The sequence below is a fragment of the Martelella sp. FLE1502 genome, from assembly GCF_053484255.1.
In genome coordinates this window covers 26,878-43,568 of record NZ_JBAKFQ010000025.1, presented here as the reverse complement: position 1 = coordinate 43,568, position 16,691 = coordinate 26,878, and the positions used below count along the sequence as shown (strand labels likewise).

14 protein-coding genes are annotated in these 16,691 nt (G+C 59.5%); 12 read left to right on the top strand and 2 right to left on the bottom strand.

What is annotated here, in order from left to right:
* The first annotated feature begins 56 nt into the window (after positions 1–56).
* From V6767_RS18110 to V6767_RS18070, 9 genes are all read left to right on the top strand, one after another.
* Positions 57–614: a hypothetical protein gene (locus V6767_RS18110; RefSeq protein WP_448474736.1), complete on the top strand. Its 558-nt coding sequence runs from the start codon at positions 57–59 to the stop codon at positions 612–614.
* Positions 615–674: 60 nt separating this feature from the next.
* Positions 675–935, top strand: coding sequence for an antitoxin (locus V6767_RS18105; protein WP_448474735.1), 261 nt, complete (start codon positions 675–677; stop codon positions 933–935).
* A complete protein-coding gene (locus V6767_RS18100; RefSeq protein ID WP_448474734.1) occupies positions 932–1,336 on the top strand; it encodes a PIN domain-containing protein in 405 nt (134 codons plus the stop codon). Before V6767_RS18105 ends, V6767_RS18100 begins: the two co-directional genes overlap by 4 nt.
* Positions 1,317–1,988 (top strand): hypothetical protein, encoded by a 672-nt coding sequence (locus V6767_RS18095; protein ID WP_448474733.1) that lies wholly within the window; start codon positions 1,317–1,319, stop codon positions 1,986–1,988. Before V6767_RS18100 ends, V6767_RS18095 begins: the two co-directional genes overlap by 20 nt.
* 15 nt (positions 1,989–2,003) lie before the next feature.
* Positions 2,004–2,534 (top strand): transcriptional regulator, encoded by a 531-nt coding sequence (locus tag V6767_RS18090; protein ID WP_448474732.1) that lies wholly within the window; start codon positions 2,004–2,006, stop codon positions 2,532–2,534.
* A 201-nt stretch (positions 2,535–2,735) separates the two neighbouring features.
* Positions 2,736–5,342: a strawberry notch-like NTP hydrolase domain-containing protein gene (locus V6767_RS18085; protein WP_448474731.1), complete on the top strand. Its 2,607-nt coding sequence runs from the start codon at positions 2,736–2,738 to the stop codon at positions 5,340–5,342.
* A gap of 122 nt (positions 5,343–5,464) precedes the next feature.
* A complete protein-coding gene (locus tag V6767_RS18080; protein WP_448474730.1) occupies positions 5,465–6,991 on the top strand; it encodes a tyrosine-type recombinase/integrase in 1,527 nt (508 codons plus the stop codon).
* A complete protein-coding gene (locus V6767_RS18075) occupies positions 6,988–7,899 on the top strand; it encodes a tyrosine-type recombinase/integrase (protein WP_448474729.1) in 912 nt (303 codons plus the stop codon). Before V6767_RS18080 ends, V6767_RS18075 begins: the two co-directional genes overlap by 4 nt.
* A complete protein-coding gene (locus V6767_RS18070; protein WP_448474728.1) occupies positions 7,896–8,900 on the top strand; it encodes a tyrosine-type recombinase/integrase in 1,005 nt (334 codons plus the stop codon). Before V6767_RS18075 ends, V6767_RS18070 begins: the two co-directional genes overlap by 4 nt.
* Before the next feature lie 39 nt (positions 8,901–8,939).
* Here the strand turns inward: V6767_RS18070 and V6767_RS18065 are convergent, their stop codons facing one another.
* Positions 8,940–11,381, bottom strand: coding sequence for a TOTE conflict system archaeo-eukaryotic primase domain-containing protein (locus V6767_RS18065; RefSeq protein WP_448474727.1), 2,442 nt, complete (start codon positions 11,379–11,381; stop codon positions 8,940–8,942).
* Positions 11,382–11,542: 161 nt separating this feature from the next.
* On the opposite strand from V6767_RS18065, the gene V6767_RS18060 reads away from it, so the two are divergent.
* The 3 genes from V6767_RS18060 (at position 11,543) to V6767_RS18050 (ending at position 15,626) form a co-directional block, all read left to right on the top strand.
* A complete protein-coding gene (locus V6767_RS18060) occupies positions 11,543–13,387 on the top strand; it encodes a strawberry notch C-terminal domain-containing protein (RefSeq protein ID WP_448474726.1) in 1,845 nt (614 codons plus the stop codon).
* Positions 13,384–14,430, top strand: coding sequence for a DUF7146 domain-containing protein (locus V6767_RS18055; protein WP_448474725.1), 1,047 nt, complete (start codon positions 13,384–13,386; stop codon positions 14,428–14,430). The genes V6767_RS18060 and V6767_RS18055 overlap by 4 nt, the downstream gene beginning before the upstream one ends.
* Positions 14,431–14,705: 275 nt before the next feature.
* A complete protein-coding gene (locus tag V6767_RS18050; RefSeq protein WP_448474724.1) occupies positions 14,706–15,626 on the top strand; it encodes a DUF2493 domain-containing protein in 921 nt (306 codons plus the stop codon).
* 62 nt (positions 15,627–15,688) lie between these two features.
* Here the strand turns inward: V6767_RS18050 and V6767_RS18045 are convergent, their stop codons facing one another.
* A complete protein-coding gene (locus V6767_RS18045; protein ID WP_448474723.1) occupies positions 15,689–16,021 on the bottom strand; it encodes a DUF736 domain-containing protein in 333 nt (110 codons plus the stop codon).
* Positions 16,022–16,691 lie beyond the last annotated feature (670 nt).

Genomic DNA, 16,691 nt, shown 5'->3' with positions numbered 1-16,691 from the left:
GGAAAACAATAGCGAGAAAGTTGGTTTCTCCGCCGTTCGATACGGAGACAAAACCCATGCGAGCTTACAGACCGAAACGAGAAGACTTCATCCCCGAAGGTGCTGACGTGCGTTCCGATCCGCAATCCGATGCCGTCGCCTATCTGTTCGAAAACCGCGGCAGGCCCTGCGCCAAGTTGTTCGTCGGCAAGCGCGCGCGCCCCGAGTGGCATTACTGGTTCAAAAGCCCGGAAGCGCGCGAGAAGCGGATCGAAGAAGGCTTCCAGGACCGCCGCAGGACGCTTGCGTGCAAAAATCGCTATCGGCCGTCAAACGCCGGCATCGAGATTGGCCATATCTTCGTGGCGTCCTGGGGCTATGATCAGACAAACGTCGATTTCTGGCAGGTCACAAAGCTCATCGGCAAGTCCATGGCCGAGGTCCGACCGATCGGATCGATCGACGCGTCGAGCGAGAATGAGGCGTCGATGACCGAGCATGTCGTTCCGTATGCCGACCACTTTATCGGTCCTGCCCGGCGCGTCAGAATCTCCAACAGTGGTTTCAGCCCGGAATCCTTCATTCATGCCCGTCTGTGGGATGGAAAGCCGTGCTACGCATCTCACTACGCTTGAAATCTCATATCCGACCTAGTATATGCGTCTGTATATACAAGATGTTGACAGGAGGTTATCGTGCCCCAACCCCACGCGTCCGAAGCACGCGAAGCCAAGTTGTTTCGCAACAACAAGAGCCAGGCGGTTCGTATCCCGGCCGATTTCGAGTTGCCTGGCGACCGTGTGCTGATACATCGGGAGGGAAACCGACTTGTGATCGAACCTGCCCCCAACAAAAACCTTCTGGACATTCTGGCGCGACTGAAACCGCTCGGCCCTGATGACCAGTTTCCCGACGTCGATGAGACCCTGCTGCCAGCAAGGGAAATCGACCTTTGAGCCGCCTTTACATGCTCGACACGAATATCGTGTCGGATCTCGCGCGTAATCCGGCCGGCGCCGTCGTCGGCCATATCGCTGATGTCGGGCAGGATATGATCTGTGTCAGCATTATCACCGCGGCTGAGCTATGCTATGGCTGCGAACGCAAGGGGTCTGCCAAGCTGACAGCCCAGGTCGAGGCCATTCTTGGCGGCATGCAAATACTCGCATTGGATGCGCCAGCACATGCCCGGTACGGCCGCATCAGAGCAGGCCTCGAAGCTGCTGGTACGCCGATCGGTCCAAATGACCTGCTGATTGCAGCCCATGCCTTGGCTGTCGATGCTGTTCTGGTGACAGCCAATACGCGCGAATTCCTGCGGGTGCCCGGTCTCCAGGTTGAAAACTGGCTGGACTGACAGCCCGTTCTTTGACGCCGCCTCAATGTTCGAGGGCGGCGCCTTCGCCGTGTATCTGAACAAGGAGCACGGCATGTTTGAATTGCACCGCGAAACCCTTAATGACAAGACAATCCGGATCGTCCCCGATCCTGATCCGATGAACCCGCGTGTCGAGTGCGACACGTTGGGCACGATGATCTGCTGGCATCCCCGTTATAATCTTGGAGACAAACACAGCTATCACAACAATCAGGAGCTGTTCATCGCTCTTGCAGGTTATGAGGATGAAGCGCCTTTCGATCTGGAAGCGATCGAAAAACGCGCTCTGCGAAACGCAATCATCCTGCCGCTCTATCTCTACGACCATAGCGGCCTGACGATGAACACCACTGGGTTTTCCTGCCCGTGGGACAGCGGCCAGGTCGGATACGTTTTCGTCACGCTCGAAGACGCCAGACGTGAATTCAGCGCAAAACGACTGTCTTCAAAAATGCGCGCGCGCACGCTCGACATTTTGCGGGCGGAAGTGGATGTCTATGACGCCTATCTTCGCGGAGAGTTTTGCGGCTTTGAGATCATGGGCGATGACAATGATGTCATCGATTCATGCTGGGGGTTTTCGACAATAGATGACTGCCTGACGGAGGCGCGTAGCATTATCGCCGCATAGGCATCGGCCATTGTTGTGGCTTCAAACCTGTCCACCTGCTATTCGTTTAATATGCGCGAAACTGACCTTCAGAATTTTACGGACTTTCTCAATGAGTTCCAGTCGGAAACCGACCGTGGGGCCGCGTTAGTCGGTGCAGCTCTGATTGATCAGAAGTTGGCTGATACACTGCGTGCCTTTTTCGTGAACGGAAGAACAGCCCGCGAATTACTCGAAGGTGGTACCGCAGCCTTGGGCTCGTTCTCTGCACGTATCAAGGTAGCTCATGCCCTCGGCCTCATCGATGATCTCGAGCTCCGAGAGTGCAACAGGATTCGAAAGATTAGGAACGAGTTTGCTCATAGCATTCACGGGCTCGCCTTTACGGAGCCGAAGGTTAGTGATCTTTGCTTCGGACTGGAATCCGATCTTCCAGGTGGCCGGGCGGCTTTCGCAGGAAAGCCGCGAGGAGTTTTTGTCAATGCAGTCATTCTAACGGTGCTACGCCTGACCTATCGTGCTGAGTGGGTGGCAAAAGAGCGACGTGTCACGAAAACCCGGCCGTAACGGCCCGGTATTTCGGGCGACCGCATATTTTTCTGCAAATTACGCTGAGCGGGAGCACAGAAGCCGCCCGAACAACCGGGCGGCTTTTCTATGTTGCGGTTCGTCTTCGAAGCCAAAAGCAAGAGGGGAACCGGGAAGGTTTGAACCTTCCCAGGACAGAGAAAGGGGAGGTCTCAACCGTCAACCAAGCCGGAGATCCCCATGACCATCGTCGAAGCCGTTACGACCGGAACCCCCGTCACCGATGATCCCGCCGCCATTTTGAAGGCAGCCAGGATCTTGTTGCCGATCCTCGACAGCGGGACCAGCATCACGTCATCTGCGTTGCGTGATGCCATGGAACGAGCCTCAGGCGGTTCCGACACAGACGGAACCTGGCTGTGGAAGCACGCCTACGAGGCTGCCGAATGCGCCCAGGTTCTGTTCCTGCAAAAATACGGCGCCACCATGCGCAAACAGGCGAAGATGCCGCAGCAATTGTTGACGATGATCGAGACCATCGCCAGCCTGTCGCCGAGCCAGACGAAGCGCTCCGATGAATCTCAGGCCCTTCAGCAATTTTCCACTCCCCTGCCCCTGGCATTCGCCGCCGCGCATGCGGCGGCGATCACCGCCGACGACCTTGTTCTCGAACCGTCGGCCGGCACGGGACTTTTGGCTGCTTTCGCCGCCATAGCCGGCGCAGACCTGCATCTCAACGAGATTTCGCAAACGCGCGCAGCCTTGCTGGCTGAACTGTTCGCCGGATCAGACGTTACCCGCCATGATGCCGGCACAATCCATGACCGGCTCAACCCGTCGGTCGATCCGTCGGCCATTCTCATGAACCCGCCATTTTCGGCCGCCCCGGGCGTCACTCGCCGTTACAGGGCCGCGACCGCGCATCATTTGCGCTCTGCCCTCGCCCGACTTCGCCCTGGCGGCCGCCTTGTGCTGATTTCCGGCGCTTCCTTTACGGCGCAGTCGCATTCGTGGCGCTCGTTTTTCGACGACCTGCAGCAAGCGGCTTCAGTTGTCTTCACCGCTTCGATTTCGGGCAAAGCCTATGCCCGGCATGGCACGACCGTCGAAACGCGCCTGACCGTGTTCGACAAGGTGCCACAGTCGGTTGAACCGCGGGCGTTTGCGCGCTGCGAAACCGCGGGCGAGCTGCTGGACCTTGTGGTCGAGCACTGCCCTGCCCGGCTGGCGAAGACAACTCCGTCGACAGCGCCGCACCCGGCTCCGGCCGCCCCGGCCTTGGCACAGATCCGCGCCAAGGCACGCGCGACCGTTAAAACATCCGCAGCGCATCCCCTGGATAACGCCGAGATCTGCGACGTAGCCTATCAGGCCCGCGACGACATCAGCGCCGGCGGTCAGGGCTCCGATGAAATCTATGAGCCCTACGAGGTTCAGACGATCGCGATTGATCACGCCAAGCCGCATCCCGGCGAACTGGTCCAGTCGGCCGCCATGGCGTCCGTACAGGCCCCGCTACCTTCTTATCGGCCCCGCCTTCCAGCGCAGCTGATAGCCGATGGCGTCTTGTCAGCCCCTCAGCTCGAAACCGTGATCTACGCCGGCGAGGCTCACGAGACGTTTCTGAAAGGCACTTACGATGTGGTCGACGACTTTGCGTCGATCCAGCCGGCAAAGGCTGAAGCCAGCGCCTTTTCGGTCGAAGCGCTGTCGGATGACGCCTCGAAGACCGTCCTGAAAAATGCACGGTTCCGGCGCGGTTTCTTTCTCGGTGATGGCACAGGTTGCGGTAAGGGTCGACAGGTTGCCGCCGTCATCCTCGACAACTGGCTGAAGGGCCGTCGCAAGGCCCTTTGGATTTCCCGCAGCGACAAGCTGATCGAGGATGCCCGGCGCGATTGGCAGGCGCTCGGTGGCGCGCCCGCCGATATTATCCCGATCTCGAGCTTTCCCCAGGGGCGGCCAATCCCGGAGCAGCCGAGCATTCTGTTCGTGACCTATGCCACGCTGCGCAGCCAGGCCAGGCAGGACAAGAAAAGCCGCCTTGCTCAGATCCTTGACTGGATCGGTCATGACTTCGATGGCGTCATCGCGTTCGATGAGGCCCATGCAATGGCCAATGCCATTAGCGCCAAGGGCGAGCGCGGCGAACGCAAGCCCTCGGAGCAGGGTCGCGTCGGGCTTCTCCTGCAGAATGCCGTTCCGAGCGCGCGCGTGCTCTATGTGTCGGCGACCGGAGCCACAACGGTCAGCAATCTGGCCTATGCCTCACGGCTCGGCCTTTGGCAGACCGGCGACTTTCCGTTCAGCACGCGGGCCGATTTCATCGCCTCCATGGAAGACGGCGGGATCGCCGCCATGGAGGTGATTTCACGCGACCTGAAGGCGCTTGGCCTCTATACGGCTCGCCTGCTTTCGTTCAAGGATGTCGAGTATGAGATGCTCGTCCACGAGCTGACCGAGGCACAGACCGAGATCTATGACGCCTATGCCAACGCGTACCAGATTATCCACCAGAACCTTGAGAAGGCGCTTGAAGCCGCCGGTATCACGGCGGATGGAGCAACGCTTAATCCGCGCGCCAAAAGCGCCGCACGATCGGCGTTCGAGGGCAACAAACAGCGGTTCTTCAACCATCTGATCACCGCCATGAAATGCCCTTCGGTTTTGCGGGCGATCCAGGCGGACATCAATGATGGTCATGCGCCTGTCGTTCAGATTGTTTCGACCGGCGAGGCGCTGATGGAGCGCCGTATCGCGGAAATCCCGCCATCGGAGTGGAACGACCTCAATGTAGACGTGACGCCCCGCGAATATGTGTTATCCGGAGCTCCGGATAAAACGTAATATGCCGCGTCGGCGTTATGCTGAGTTCGGGGTTTCAATCTGTTGTTCTTCTGATTCATTTTCGGTTTTCCGCTTTGGATAATCATGATGCCTCTGCTCTCAACCGCAGAAGGACATCTCCAATGAACTCCCCCTCCAACTCTCCGCTCGGTGGCTATGCCGAGGCCGATGACCGGACTCTCGTCCGCAGGTATTTCACAGATAATCCCGGGCTGTCGGCTGGCGCGCTGAGCGCCGCCCGACATTTCCTGAAGTGGGCACGCGCCCGGAAGATCCCGATCAGAGACCTCGATGTATCGGCAGTGAATCGGTTCCTGCGCCATCGCTGCCGTTGCGGCCGCTACAGACCTGCGCAATTGCGCAACCCGGCCTACGCGACCGATACCCGCAGGTTCCTGAGTTATCTCGAAGCCACCGGAATGGTCTTCATTGCCGATGACGTCGCACGGCTCGGGCAATATCTGCAGGCCTATGCCGGGAAGCTTCGCGCCGCCCGTTACAGCGAAGTGACGTATTCGATACGACTGAGCCAGGCGCGCCATTTCGCGGAATGGGCGCTGCAGATGCGTGTTCCGGCCCACGGGCTCGATGATGTCATTATCGACCAGTTCGCACATCATGATTGCCGATGCGGGATCAAAACCAAGCGCGGCAAACGGGTCAAGGGTTCAGGAACCAGGGATCGTCGTCGTGGTGCTCGTACTTTTGTGCGGTTCCTTAGGGATGAGGGTCTGGTTCCGATCGAAGAGCCTGACTGCGTCACCGCCTGCGATCTCTGCTTGACCGCGTTTGCGGAATGGTTGCGCCGTGAACGTGGAGTAACGTCCGAGACCGTGCGGCGCTATGTGAACGAAGCGGACCGCTGGCTGGAGCGCCTTGGGGCAGCCCCGAAGGATTACAACGCGGCGGCAATCCGGTCGATCGTTCTGGACCAGGGCGAAGAGCGTTCCCGATCATCCGTGCGCATGACGGTCACCGTGCTGCGTTCCTTCCTGCGCTTCACCATCATTCAAGGTGAATGCGCCCCGGCGCTCCTCCATGCGGTACCGCCCGCTGTGCGGCGCAGGCTTTCGACCGTCCCGCGCACCATACCCACCGCGAAGATCGAAGAGATCATAGCCTCCTGTCGCTCCGATACGCCGGTCGCGATACGGGACCGCGCCATTCTCCTCCTCCTCGCCCGGTTGGCCCTGCGCGCGGGAGACATCTGGCAACTGCGCCTGTCCGATATCGACTGGCGCGCGAGCCGGTTGCGATTGCACGGCAAGGGTAGACGCGGAGTGATGATGCCTCTGCCGCAGGATGCAGGCGATGCGGTGCTGGCCTATATCGAGGATGCGCGTCCGGTGGTCGCCACGGACAGGGTTTTTCTGCGAACCCAGGCTCCTTTCACCCCACTGCGATCCGCCGCCGAGATCGCCGGGATCGTTTCCCGTGTCCTGAACCGCGGCGGCTTTGCCGGCTTGCCGACCGGCTCACATGTCTTTCGGCATTCACTGGCGTCCGCCTGGTTACGCGGCGGTGCGGATCTTGACCAGATCGGTGTCGCGCTGCGCCACACCTCCCGCTATACGACAGCGATCTATGCCAAGGTCGATGTCGAGATGCTGGCAGAGGTAGCGCAGCCATGGCCGGGATGCGCGTCATGATGCATCACCATGTCGACCGCTTCGTCCAACTCAATCGCGCTCTTGGAATGAAGTTTGCCGCGCAAGAGACATCCTTGCGCGCCTTCGCGGATTTTGCCGCGGAACGTTCCATCACGCATGTAACGACCGCGCTGATCCTGGAATGGGCCGGTGGCGCCGCGACGCCTTATGCAGCGCAGGCCCGGTTTGATCGCGCCCGTGCCCTGACCGTGTTCCTGCACGCGGAAGATGCGCGGCACGAGATACCGGCGATGGGCCTGCTGGGCCGTTCACGCCGACGGCGGCCCGCCCCGCATATTCTGACGCGAGACCAGATCGGTCGTATCATGCAGCAAGCGCTTCTGGTACCCGGCCTGACGCCGATCAGCCCGCTGACCTACCACAACCTGTTCGGGTTGCTTGCTTCGACAGGCTTGCGGATTTCGGAAGCTTTGTCCCTGCAGCGCGACGACCTGACGGAGGATGGCCTCATGATCCGCAAGGGCAAGTTCGGCAAGAGCCGCCTCGTACCGATACATCCTTCAACCCGCGCCGCGCTGGAACGGTATCTCGAAGCCCGCAGTGCCGTGCGCCATCCGGGCGATGATCTCTTCGTTCTGGGCCACGGCCGCGCCCCGACGGCGACAAGGGTTTACGTGGTCTTCGTTCGGATCGTGCGCAAGCTCGGTTATCGCAACCCAACAGGCCCTGGCCCCCGTGTGCACGATCTGCGCCATACATTCGCAGTGCGATCTCTCGAAGCTTGCGGCAACGATCCGCAGGCGGTGTTGCGGCACATGAAGGCGCTGAGCACCTATCTCGGCCATGTCGATATCGCCAATACCTACTGGTACCTCGAGGCCACGCCGGTCCTGCTGAAGATGATCGCGTCGACCGCCGAAGATATCTGGATCGGAGGTACGGCATGACCCCGCTTGCTCCCGATCTTTCGGCCTTCCTGCGAACCCATCTCCCGGGCGACTGCGGAGCGAGCCGACATACCATCGCGGCCTATGCCCACGCGTTCACCCTTCTGCTGCGGTTTGCGGCGGGGCGGCTCAAGCGAACCCCTTCGGAACTCGCCATAGAAGACCTTGATGTGCAGATGATCAGGGCGTTCCTTGAACATATCGAGGAAGGGCGCGCCAATTCCGTCCGGTCCCGCAACGCGCGGCTGGCGGCGGTCAAATCGTTCTTCCGTTTCGTCGAACATCGACACCCAGCATGCCTTGAGCAGGCGATGATGATCCGGGCCATGCCGATCAAGCGGACAGATGCCAAGCTGATCGACTATCTGACCAGGGAAGAAGTCCGTGCCCTGCTTGCCGCGCCGAACCGTCACACGCCGGGTGGATTGCGGGACAGGGCGATGCTGCATCTGGCCTATGCCGCAGGGTTGAGGGCATCCGAACTGCTCGCGGTGCGAATGGACGATTTTCCCGAAGTTTCGTTGTCCAGCGTTCGGATCCTGGGCAAGGGGCGGCGGGAGCGCGTCCTGCCGCTCTGGAAGGAGACCCAGGCCGCCATTCGCGCGTGGCTGGCTGTCCGGCCAGGCAATGTGGGGCCCGAACTGTTCCTGAACCGTGATGGTCGCCAGATGACACGGGACGGGTTCGCCTACAGGCTCAGGCAGCATGTGGCGACCGCCGAAGGCTTGGCACCCTCGATTGCCGCAAAGCACGTGACCCCGCATGTGCTGCGGCACAGCTGCGCCATGCACACGCTCCAGGCTACCGGCGATATCCGCAAGGTGGCGCTCTGGCTTGGACATACCAGCATCCAGACGACGGAGATGTATCTGCGCGCGGACCCGACCGAGAAGCTCGCGCTTCTGGATGCGCATCATGCCCCGCTGATCAAACCCGGCAAGTTCCGGGAACCCTCGGACAAACTGATGCAGATATTGGCCGTCGCGACACAGAGATCCTGACTGATCGGGCAGAATTGGTGTCCCGCTATCGGCGGGGCGCTATTCCATCACATAGCCGAGCGCCCGATAGCCGGTCCGTCGTTTGGCGGCCATCCTGGCGAGGACCGGGACCGAACTGTCGACATAATCGACCACCAGCACGTCCTTCTTTTCGTCATGCCGCCGATGCAACCTGCCGACATATTGCGCCAGCGTGCCTTTCCAGGCGATCGGCATTGTCAGGAACAGGGTGTCGAGCCGGGCGTCATCGAAGCCCTCGCCGATATAACGCCCTGTCGCGAGGATCAGCCGTTCCTCACCGTCATCGACATTCAGCGCCGCATGCGCGGCCTTCCGGTCCTTTGCGGACATGCCGCCACGGAGCACGACGATGTTTTTCACAAATCGGGAGAGTCGTTGATGAAGATGCTCGAGGTGATCCTTCCGCTCGGTCAGTACGATCGGTGAGCGTTTGACCTCAAGCGATTTCAGCACGTCATTGAAGATCAGCTCGTTTCGGGCCTCATCCTCCGCCAGAGCGGCATAGATTGCGGGGATGGACGGGCGTTCGGCTATGGCGAGGGCCTCCGGCAATCTGAATCTCGTATGACGTTCCCGCGCCCGATGGTGAAGGCCGCTTTCTGCTGCCTGTGATTTGGCGCTTACCTGATGGCGTACCGGACCGCATTGCATGAAGATGATCGGGTGATGCCCGTCTTTCCGGGCGACCGTTGCCGACAATCCCGTAACATAGCGCGCCTTCGATCTGCGGGCGACAAGCTCAAAGCTTGCAGCGGACAGGTGATGGCACTCATCGACGACAAGATGACCGTAATCGGCAACGATATCGTCAACTTCGCCCTTGCGAACCAGGCTCTGGATCAGCGCCACGTCGATCACACCGGTGGGTTTGCGCTTTCCGGCGCCAATGGTGCCGATCTGCTTCGGGTCGATCTGCAGAACGGACTTGAGGCGCTCGATCCATTGGCTAAGGAGTTCGCGACGATGAACAAGAACCAGCGTATTGCTGGCACGACGCGCGATCAGCGCCGAGGCCACAACCGTCTTGCCGAATGCGGTCGTGGCGGCAAGCACCCCGGTATCGTGTTCGGCCAATGCTTCGAACGCTCGCGATTGCTGTTGGCGAAGTTCGCCACGGAAGCAGACCGTCTCAGGCAAGCGGGTTCCGTCTTCACGCAAATCGTCCAGTTCGGCTGTCACACCGTGATCGGACAGGAACCCGACCACTTCGTCGAAGCTGCCGCGCGGCAGGGCGACGTGTCGGGGATGCAGTTCGGCACAGGACACAATGCGCGGCTTTCCGAATGTCGGCAGCCGCATCGCCTGCGCGCGATAGAATTCGGGGTTCTGGAACGCGGCCAGTCGCACCAGTTGGGCAATCATGGCCGAAGGCAACTCCGAGCGGTCGATATAGATCTGGTCGGCAATCGTTACCTTGATGGTCGGTGGAACGGGCACGTCGAGGCGTCGCGCCGTGCTGCGGCGTGACGGAGACATCTTCCAGGGTTCGTCCGCCTGTTCGTCATCCACAGGCATGCGCACGCCCAGTATCCGCCCGGAAAGCTCGGCGGCTTCGACGAGCTTGGTCACCGCTGCCGCAGACAATCTCGGCAAGGAGGACAAATAGGCCCACTGATCGTCATATGGCCGCATGCCCGCGTCCACAAAGACGCTGTTGCCAGCCTTGCGCGCAGTGTTCTGGAGCGGCAGTGCGATCAGGTTGCCGAAGCCGCCGAGCGGCATGATATCCTGATTTGGAAACAACCGGTCATAGGAAGCAAAGCCGATTTCCGGCCGCCGCTCCATCGTTTCGGTAATAAGAACTGATCCAAACTGGCGTGCCACACGGGCAGAGACCGGTTCGGAGAAGAAGATCCAGATATGACCACCGTTCCCAGACCTCGATTGTTCCAGCGCTGCGGGAACGCCCTTTGCCCGACAGGTTTCGAGCAGCGCATTCGCGTCATCCGCCCAGGATGCCTTGTCAAAATCCGCCGCCAGAAACCAGCATGTATCACCGGATAGTAGCGGATAGACGCCGGCTACAAAATCGCCACTTCGGCCATCGCCACCGCGCAGGTGTTTTTCCATGACACTTTCGTCCGGCGGGATGAACTTCTGATGGAGGCATTCACCGCATTTGACCTTCGGTTTGCCGCATATTCCTTTCACCCATTCGTTGGCACAAGCAGGCGAATATCCCGAGCGACCGGTCTTCCTGTTGTCCCATCGCAACGGGAACACGTCAGGCCGACCGGCGAACAGGCTTCGGAACAGGTCAACCTTTTCGTGCGACGGCGAAGCATTCGTGACGGAGGCGTTCTCGAAGGAGGGCTGTTTCACGGTTGGCGCGGGCTCTGCAGCAAGACGAGCCTCAAGTGCAGCCATCTCGCGCTGAAGCTCATGCCGTTCAGCATCCAGATCGGCCAGCCGCGCTCGAACCCGCGTCAGGTTTTCCTCAATATCGTTCTTGTCGGCCACGCGTGATTTCCACCCAGTCTCTTCTGTCCCGCCCAGCATAATGCGCGGAAGAGACCGGCGTAAGAAGGTCGGCATGAAGAGTTGGAGGGGGAGTTCATTGGAGATGTCCTTCTGCGGTTGAGAGCAGAGGCATCATGATTATCCAAAGCGGAAAACCGAAAATGAATCAGAAGAACAACAGATTGAAACCCCGAACTCAGCATAACGCCGACGCGGCATATTATGTGCTGGACTATCTCAACAGCTCCTTTCCGACCCAGCTATTCGAAGCCTTCGAGGACGAGAACGGGGAACTGCGCTCCCGCCCGGTTCACGATGCAAACGGCAATCCGGTTGTCAGCCGGGAAGCGCTCGAAGCGCGTGATGAGCTCATCGAGCATCTTGGCGCCTTGCCTCCCGTTCAGTCGGCGCTTGACCAGATCATTTGCCATTTCGGGACCGAACAGGTGGCCGAAATCACCGGACGCTCGCGCCGGATCGTCAAGACGCGCGACGGGCGCATGAAACTGGAGCGCCGGCCGGCATCGTCGAACTACTCCGAAACCGATGCGTTCATGGGCGACAGCAAGAAAATCCTGGCATTCTCGGACGCCGGCGGAACCGGCCGTTCGTATCATGCCGATCGTTCAGCGACGAATACGCGCAAACGTGTCCACTATCTGCTGGAAGCCGGATGGCGCGCGGATGCGGCCATTCAGGGGCTTGGACGTACGCACAGGACCAATCAGGCGCAACCGCCCTTGTTCCGCCCCTGTGCGACCAATGTGAAAGGCGAGAAGCGGTTCCTGTCCACGATCGCACGTCGCCTCGACAGTCTTGGCGCCATCACCAAGGGCCAGCGCCAGACGGGCGGTCAGAATATGTTCCGGCCGGAAGACAACCTTGAGAGCGACTATGCCCGCGCGGCATTGCGCCGGTTCTTCAGCCAGCTCCATGCCGGCAAGATTCCGTCGTGCCCGCTGACGAAGTTCGAGGAGGTGACCGGTCTGGCGCTGACCGATCAGGACGGGTCGCTACGCGAAACCCTGCCCCCGATCAGCCAATTTCTCAATCGCTGCCTGGCGCTCACGATTGCTATGCAGAACACGGTGTTTGAAGCATTCACCCAAATCCTCGACGGGATCGTCGAAGAGGCGATTGAGGCTGGCACCTATGAGGTCGGCCTTGAGACGCTCACGGGTGAACGCTTCATGGTCAAAAAGCGCGTACCGATCTACAAACAGGGTCACAGCAAGACCGAGATCCTGACGATCGAGAGGCTGACCCGAAACAAACCGATGTCGCTCGACGATGCGCGCCGGTTTCTGGAGCGTCAGCCTGACGCCCAAGCCTATCTCGACAAGAAGACTGGCGACGCTGCCATTGTTATCCCATCGGCGACCTGGTTCACCGAAGCGGGCGATCCGATCCGGCGCGTGCAGCTGATCCAGCCGATGTTTAAAAAGGCGATGCACCGATCGACGCTGGCGGATTCCAGCTGGGAGCCGGTCGAGCGCGCTGCGTTCGAAAGGGCATGGGCAACCAAGGTTGAGACCATCCCCCAATTCGACACATCGACGATCACGATTGTCGCCGGCCTTCTGCTGCCGATCTGGCAGCACCTTCCACAGTCCAACACGCAGGTCTACCGCCTCACTGCCGAGGACGGAGAGCGTATCCTGGGCCGCATGCTGACCCATATCGATGCGGTCAATCTCGCGGCTCAGCTTGGCGTTTCGGATGCCATCAAGCTTGATCCCGAGGAGGTGCTGAAAGCCCTCCTCATTGGCAATGCTCAATTCACATTGTCCAATAAAATCAAGCTTCGGCGGTCGAAAGTGATGGATCGTTACCGCATCGAGATGCTAGACTTCAAACCGGGGGATTTGAAAGCTTTCAAAGCGCTTGGCTGCTATACGGAGACCATCGCATGGAAGACACGCCTTTTCGTTCCGGACGACGAAAGCGTTCTCGCAAAAGTGCTGGAAGGCACGAAAATCGTCGCAGTCAGGGAGAGGTGGACATGATTTCTGCCTCCCAACTTTCCGATCAGCTCGCTGCGCGAACCGAACAGTTCTGCCGTACCTATCTGCCCGCCGGTCGGCGGGCGGGCAACTATTGGCAGGTGGGCAACAAGTACGGTGACCCCGGTAGATCCATGGCCGTGCGTCTTAGAGACGCCGGCACGCGCCGGGCTGGCAAGTGGGCCGATCGTGCGACCCATGAATATGGTGATCTTCTCGATCTGCTGGAGAGTATCGTCGGGGCAGGCAGTTTTGCCGAAACCTGCAAGGAAGCCCGTCGTTTCCTGAATCTGCCGGAGGTGTCGGCTGATCCTGGACGAGCCGAGAACGATCAGGAGAAACCACCCTCCAATGTCGATCAAGTCGAATCCGGCCGAAAGCTCTTCTCCTACGGCAAACCGTTCAAGGATACGCCCGTAGAGCGCTATCTGCGCGGGCGGGATATCAGCCGCTTCGGCCCGGCACTCAAGTATCATCCCCGCGTTTTCTTCCGCGATGAGGACGGTCAGTCCCAGCAGTTGCCTGCCATGCTGGCGGCCGTGACGGATAATGACGGCGCGGTCATGGCATGTGCGCGGACCTGGCTCGATCTGAAAAACAACTCTGTCGCGCGCATCACCGAACCCAAGCGGGTTTCGGGCCAGCTCTACGGCAACGCCGTGCGGTTTCACTCAAGCAGTGCGGGCGGTGACATCATCGCCGGAGAAGGCATTGAAACAGTGCTGTCCATCGGCTCGGTGTATCCTTTCGCGGAGCTGGCCGCTTGCCTGACGGCAACGCATCTGTCTCTGTTCGATCCGCCATTGAGCTGCACGAGGCTGTTCATTGGCCGCGACAACGACGATGCCGGCGAACTGGCAAGCCGCCAGTTGCGCAGCCGGGCCGAAGAACGAGGCATCGAGGTGGTCGATCTTGTGCCGACACTCGACGACTTCAACGACGATCTGCGGAAGTTCGGCAGGCAGATCCTGCGGGAAAATCTCAACCGGCAGATCATGGCGGCGATCACCAGGCCGGTACCATGGGCCAGTCTGCGCATGCCATAACGGTTGGCCGGCGTGCGGTCTCGCCTGACAAGTCGTTTTCCGTAGCGGCTTGTATGGCTTTGGCGATGAACCGAAAGCCGACCGCAAAGGCGGTCTGACAGGACAAAGGACAACCCCGCCCTCTCAACAAAAGCGGTTTCCACTCTCAGTGGACCCTCCCCTTTTCTTTTCGGTTGGGGTCCAGCGCTTGCGCTCGGCCCTACGGGTGTCAGCCCTGCCCTTTCGGTTCTTTTATCGCCCCATACAAACCGCAAGGAAAACGAGAGGACGAACCGATGAACGCCTACACGACCGAAGTTCAGCAGCCGCAGAGCCCGACCGCGCACCTCCTCCAAGAAATCGCCCTCTTTGGCTACCGCCCGAACGGCGATGAGCACGACTACCGCCCTCTTCCCACCGCCGAGACTGTTGAGATCGGTGTCGCCGGCATCTTCGAAAGCCTTGAAACCATGTTCACCAACACCCGGCTGGAAGACGAACTGTCCGAGGTACTGTGGGCCGTCGCCAATGTGTTTCACCGCCGTCTGACCCGAGCGCAGAAGAAGCTCGATGACAATGAAGCCGAGCAGCGAAGCTTGATCGCCGTGCAGGATGGCAGTGAGATCAGCAGCGTCGAACTGGAAAGGAAAGCTGCCGAAGGGGATACGCTGACTGAAATGCGCAATGCCTTCGAGGCGATGCGAGATCTTGCCGCGGATCACTATAGGGTAAGCGTTGGCTGTGAATGGCTACCGCGCACTGGCTCGAAGACGTCGTATAATGGGCTTACCGCAGCGGTTATCGACAGTCGCGACTATCTCGCCACAAAGCGCCACGAAGAGAAGGAAATCTATTGCCCGACCGGCACCAAGATCGCGTTCACGGGCGGCGCCGATTATCAGGACCACGAGGCCATCTTCCATGCTCTCGACCAGACGCACAAAAAGTACCCGGATATGGTTCTGATCCACGGCGGTTCGCCCAAGGGGGCCGAGCTCATCGCCGCCAAATGGGCAGAACTTCGCAAGGTGACGCAGGTGGTTTGCAAACCCGACTGGACCGCGCATCGCAACAAGTCCGCGCCCTTCAAGCGCAACGACAAGATTGTCGAAATGATGCCCAAGGGGATGATCGTCACGCCCGGAAATGGCATCAACCAGAACCTGGCCGACAAGGCACGCAAGGCAGGTATCCCGCTCATGAAGGTCGGCTTCTAGGCCGATCTTCATCGCCTGAAGCAAAGGGCCAACGCCGAAGCGCCGGCCCTGGAATTGGCTGTCTAATCGCGCCAGAAGATCACGGACATGAGCTTGTCATCGATCTCGCCCGGATACTTGCCAAGATTTGCCCGCACAGTGCGTCCCGGCATATGCACCGATATCTGAAAGTACTCCTGACCCTGTTCGTTCTTACGCCGCCAAATAGCGCCGATCTCCACCTCCCGGTCTTTCGGGGTTTTGCCGTAAACGCGATATGCAGGTGAGCCTTCATTGTCGCTGTCAAGTTTGACGCCGCGAATGTCTTCGTCAAACTCAAGCGATGCGATATTCCCTTCGAATGTTTCCCGCGTTGCGTCAAACTGCACGTAGTTCAAGCGCTCCAGATTCTTCATTTTTTGCTCCGTCGATTGCGTTGTTTTCAACGGTCCGCCATGGGCAAGGCATCCATTCCTTTTCCCTGGAAAACCAAGTTTTCCGGGGGCAAAGGAGGGGGGCGCTGCCCGCCCGACGGCTTTTTGACTCGCTGTCATGACACATCTGTTGAGGTGGTGCGGCCGCAGGCGAAGGCGAGGCACGGCTCAATAGATGTCATCTGCCTTGCAGATGCTTGGTCATTGACCGCGAAGGGAAAAGATGGCGGCGGACTTCGAGACAAAGCCGCGGCCCATTGGTCGCGACCTCATTGCTGGAAGCCTTGTGCGCGCGCAAATCTAAACCGCGAGCGTATCAGACGAAGTTACAATGTCTGGAGAAGAAAGAGGCAGGTATGCGACTGTTCGTGGATCTTCGGTGAAGCTTGCTTCGAATGCGCCATCCGGGAGTGTAACGCGTAGATGCAGGTATTCATTCCCTTGGGCGTCGAAGCGCTTTCCGATGCCGCCGATCGCGACCTTCCGGCCGCGAGGCGAGTAACCGAACATATGGAACTGGTGAGGACCTGAAGGTTCGCCAATAATAATATACTTTGTGCCGTTCTGATGTATTTCACCCTCAAGGCCTGTTTCATTGGTATAGCATAGAAAATTGCGTTCTTGAGGCATGAAATCCCACCATATTGGATGC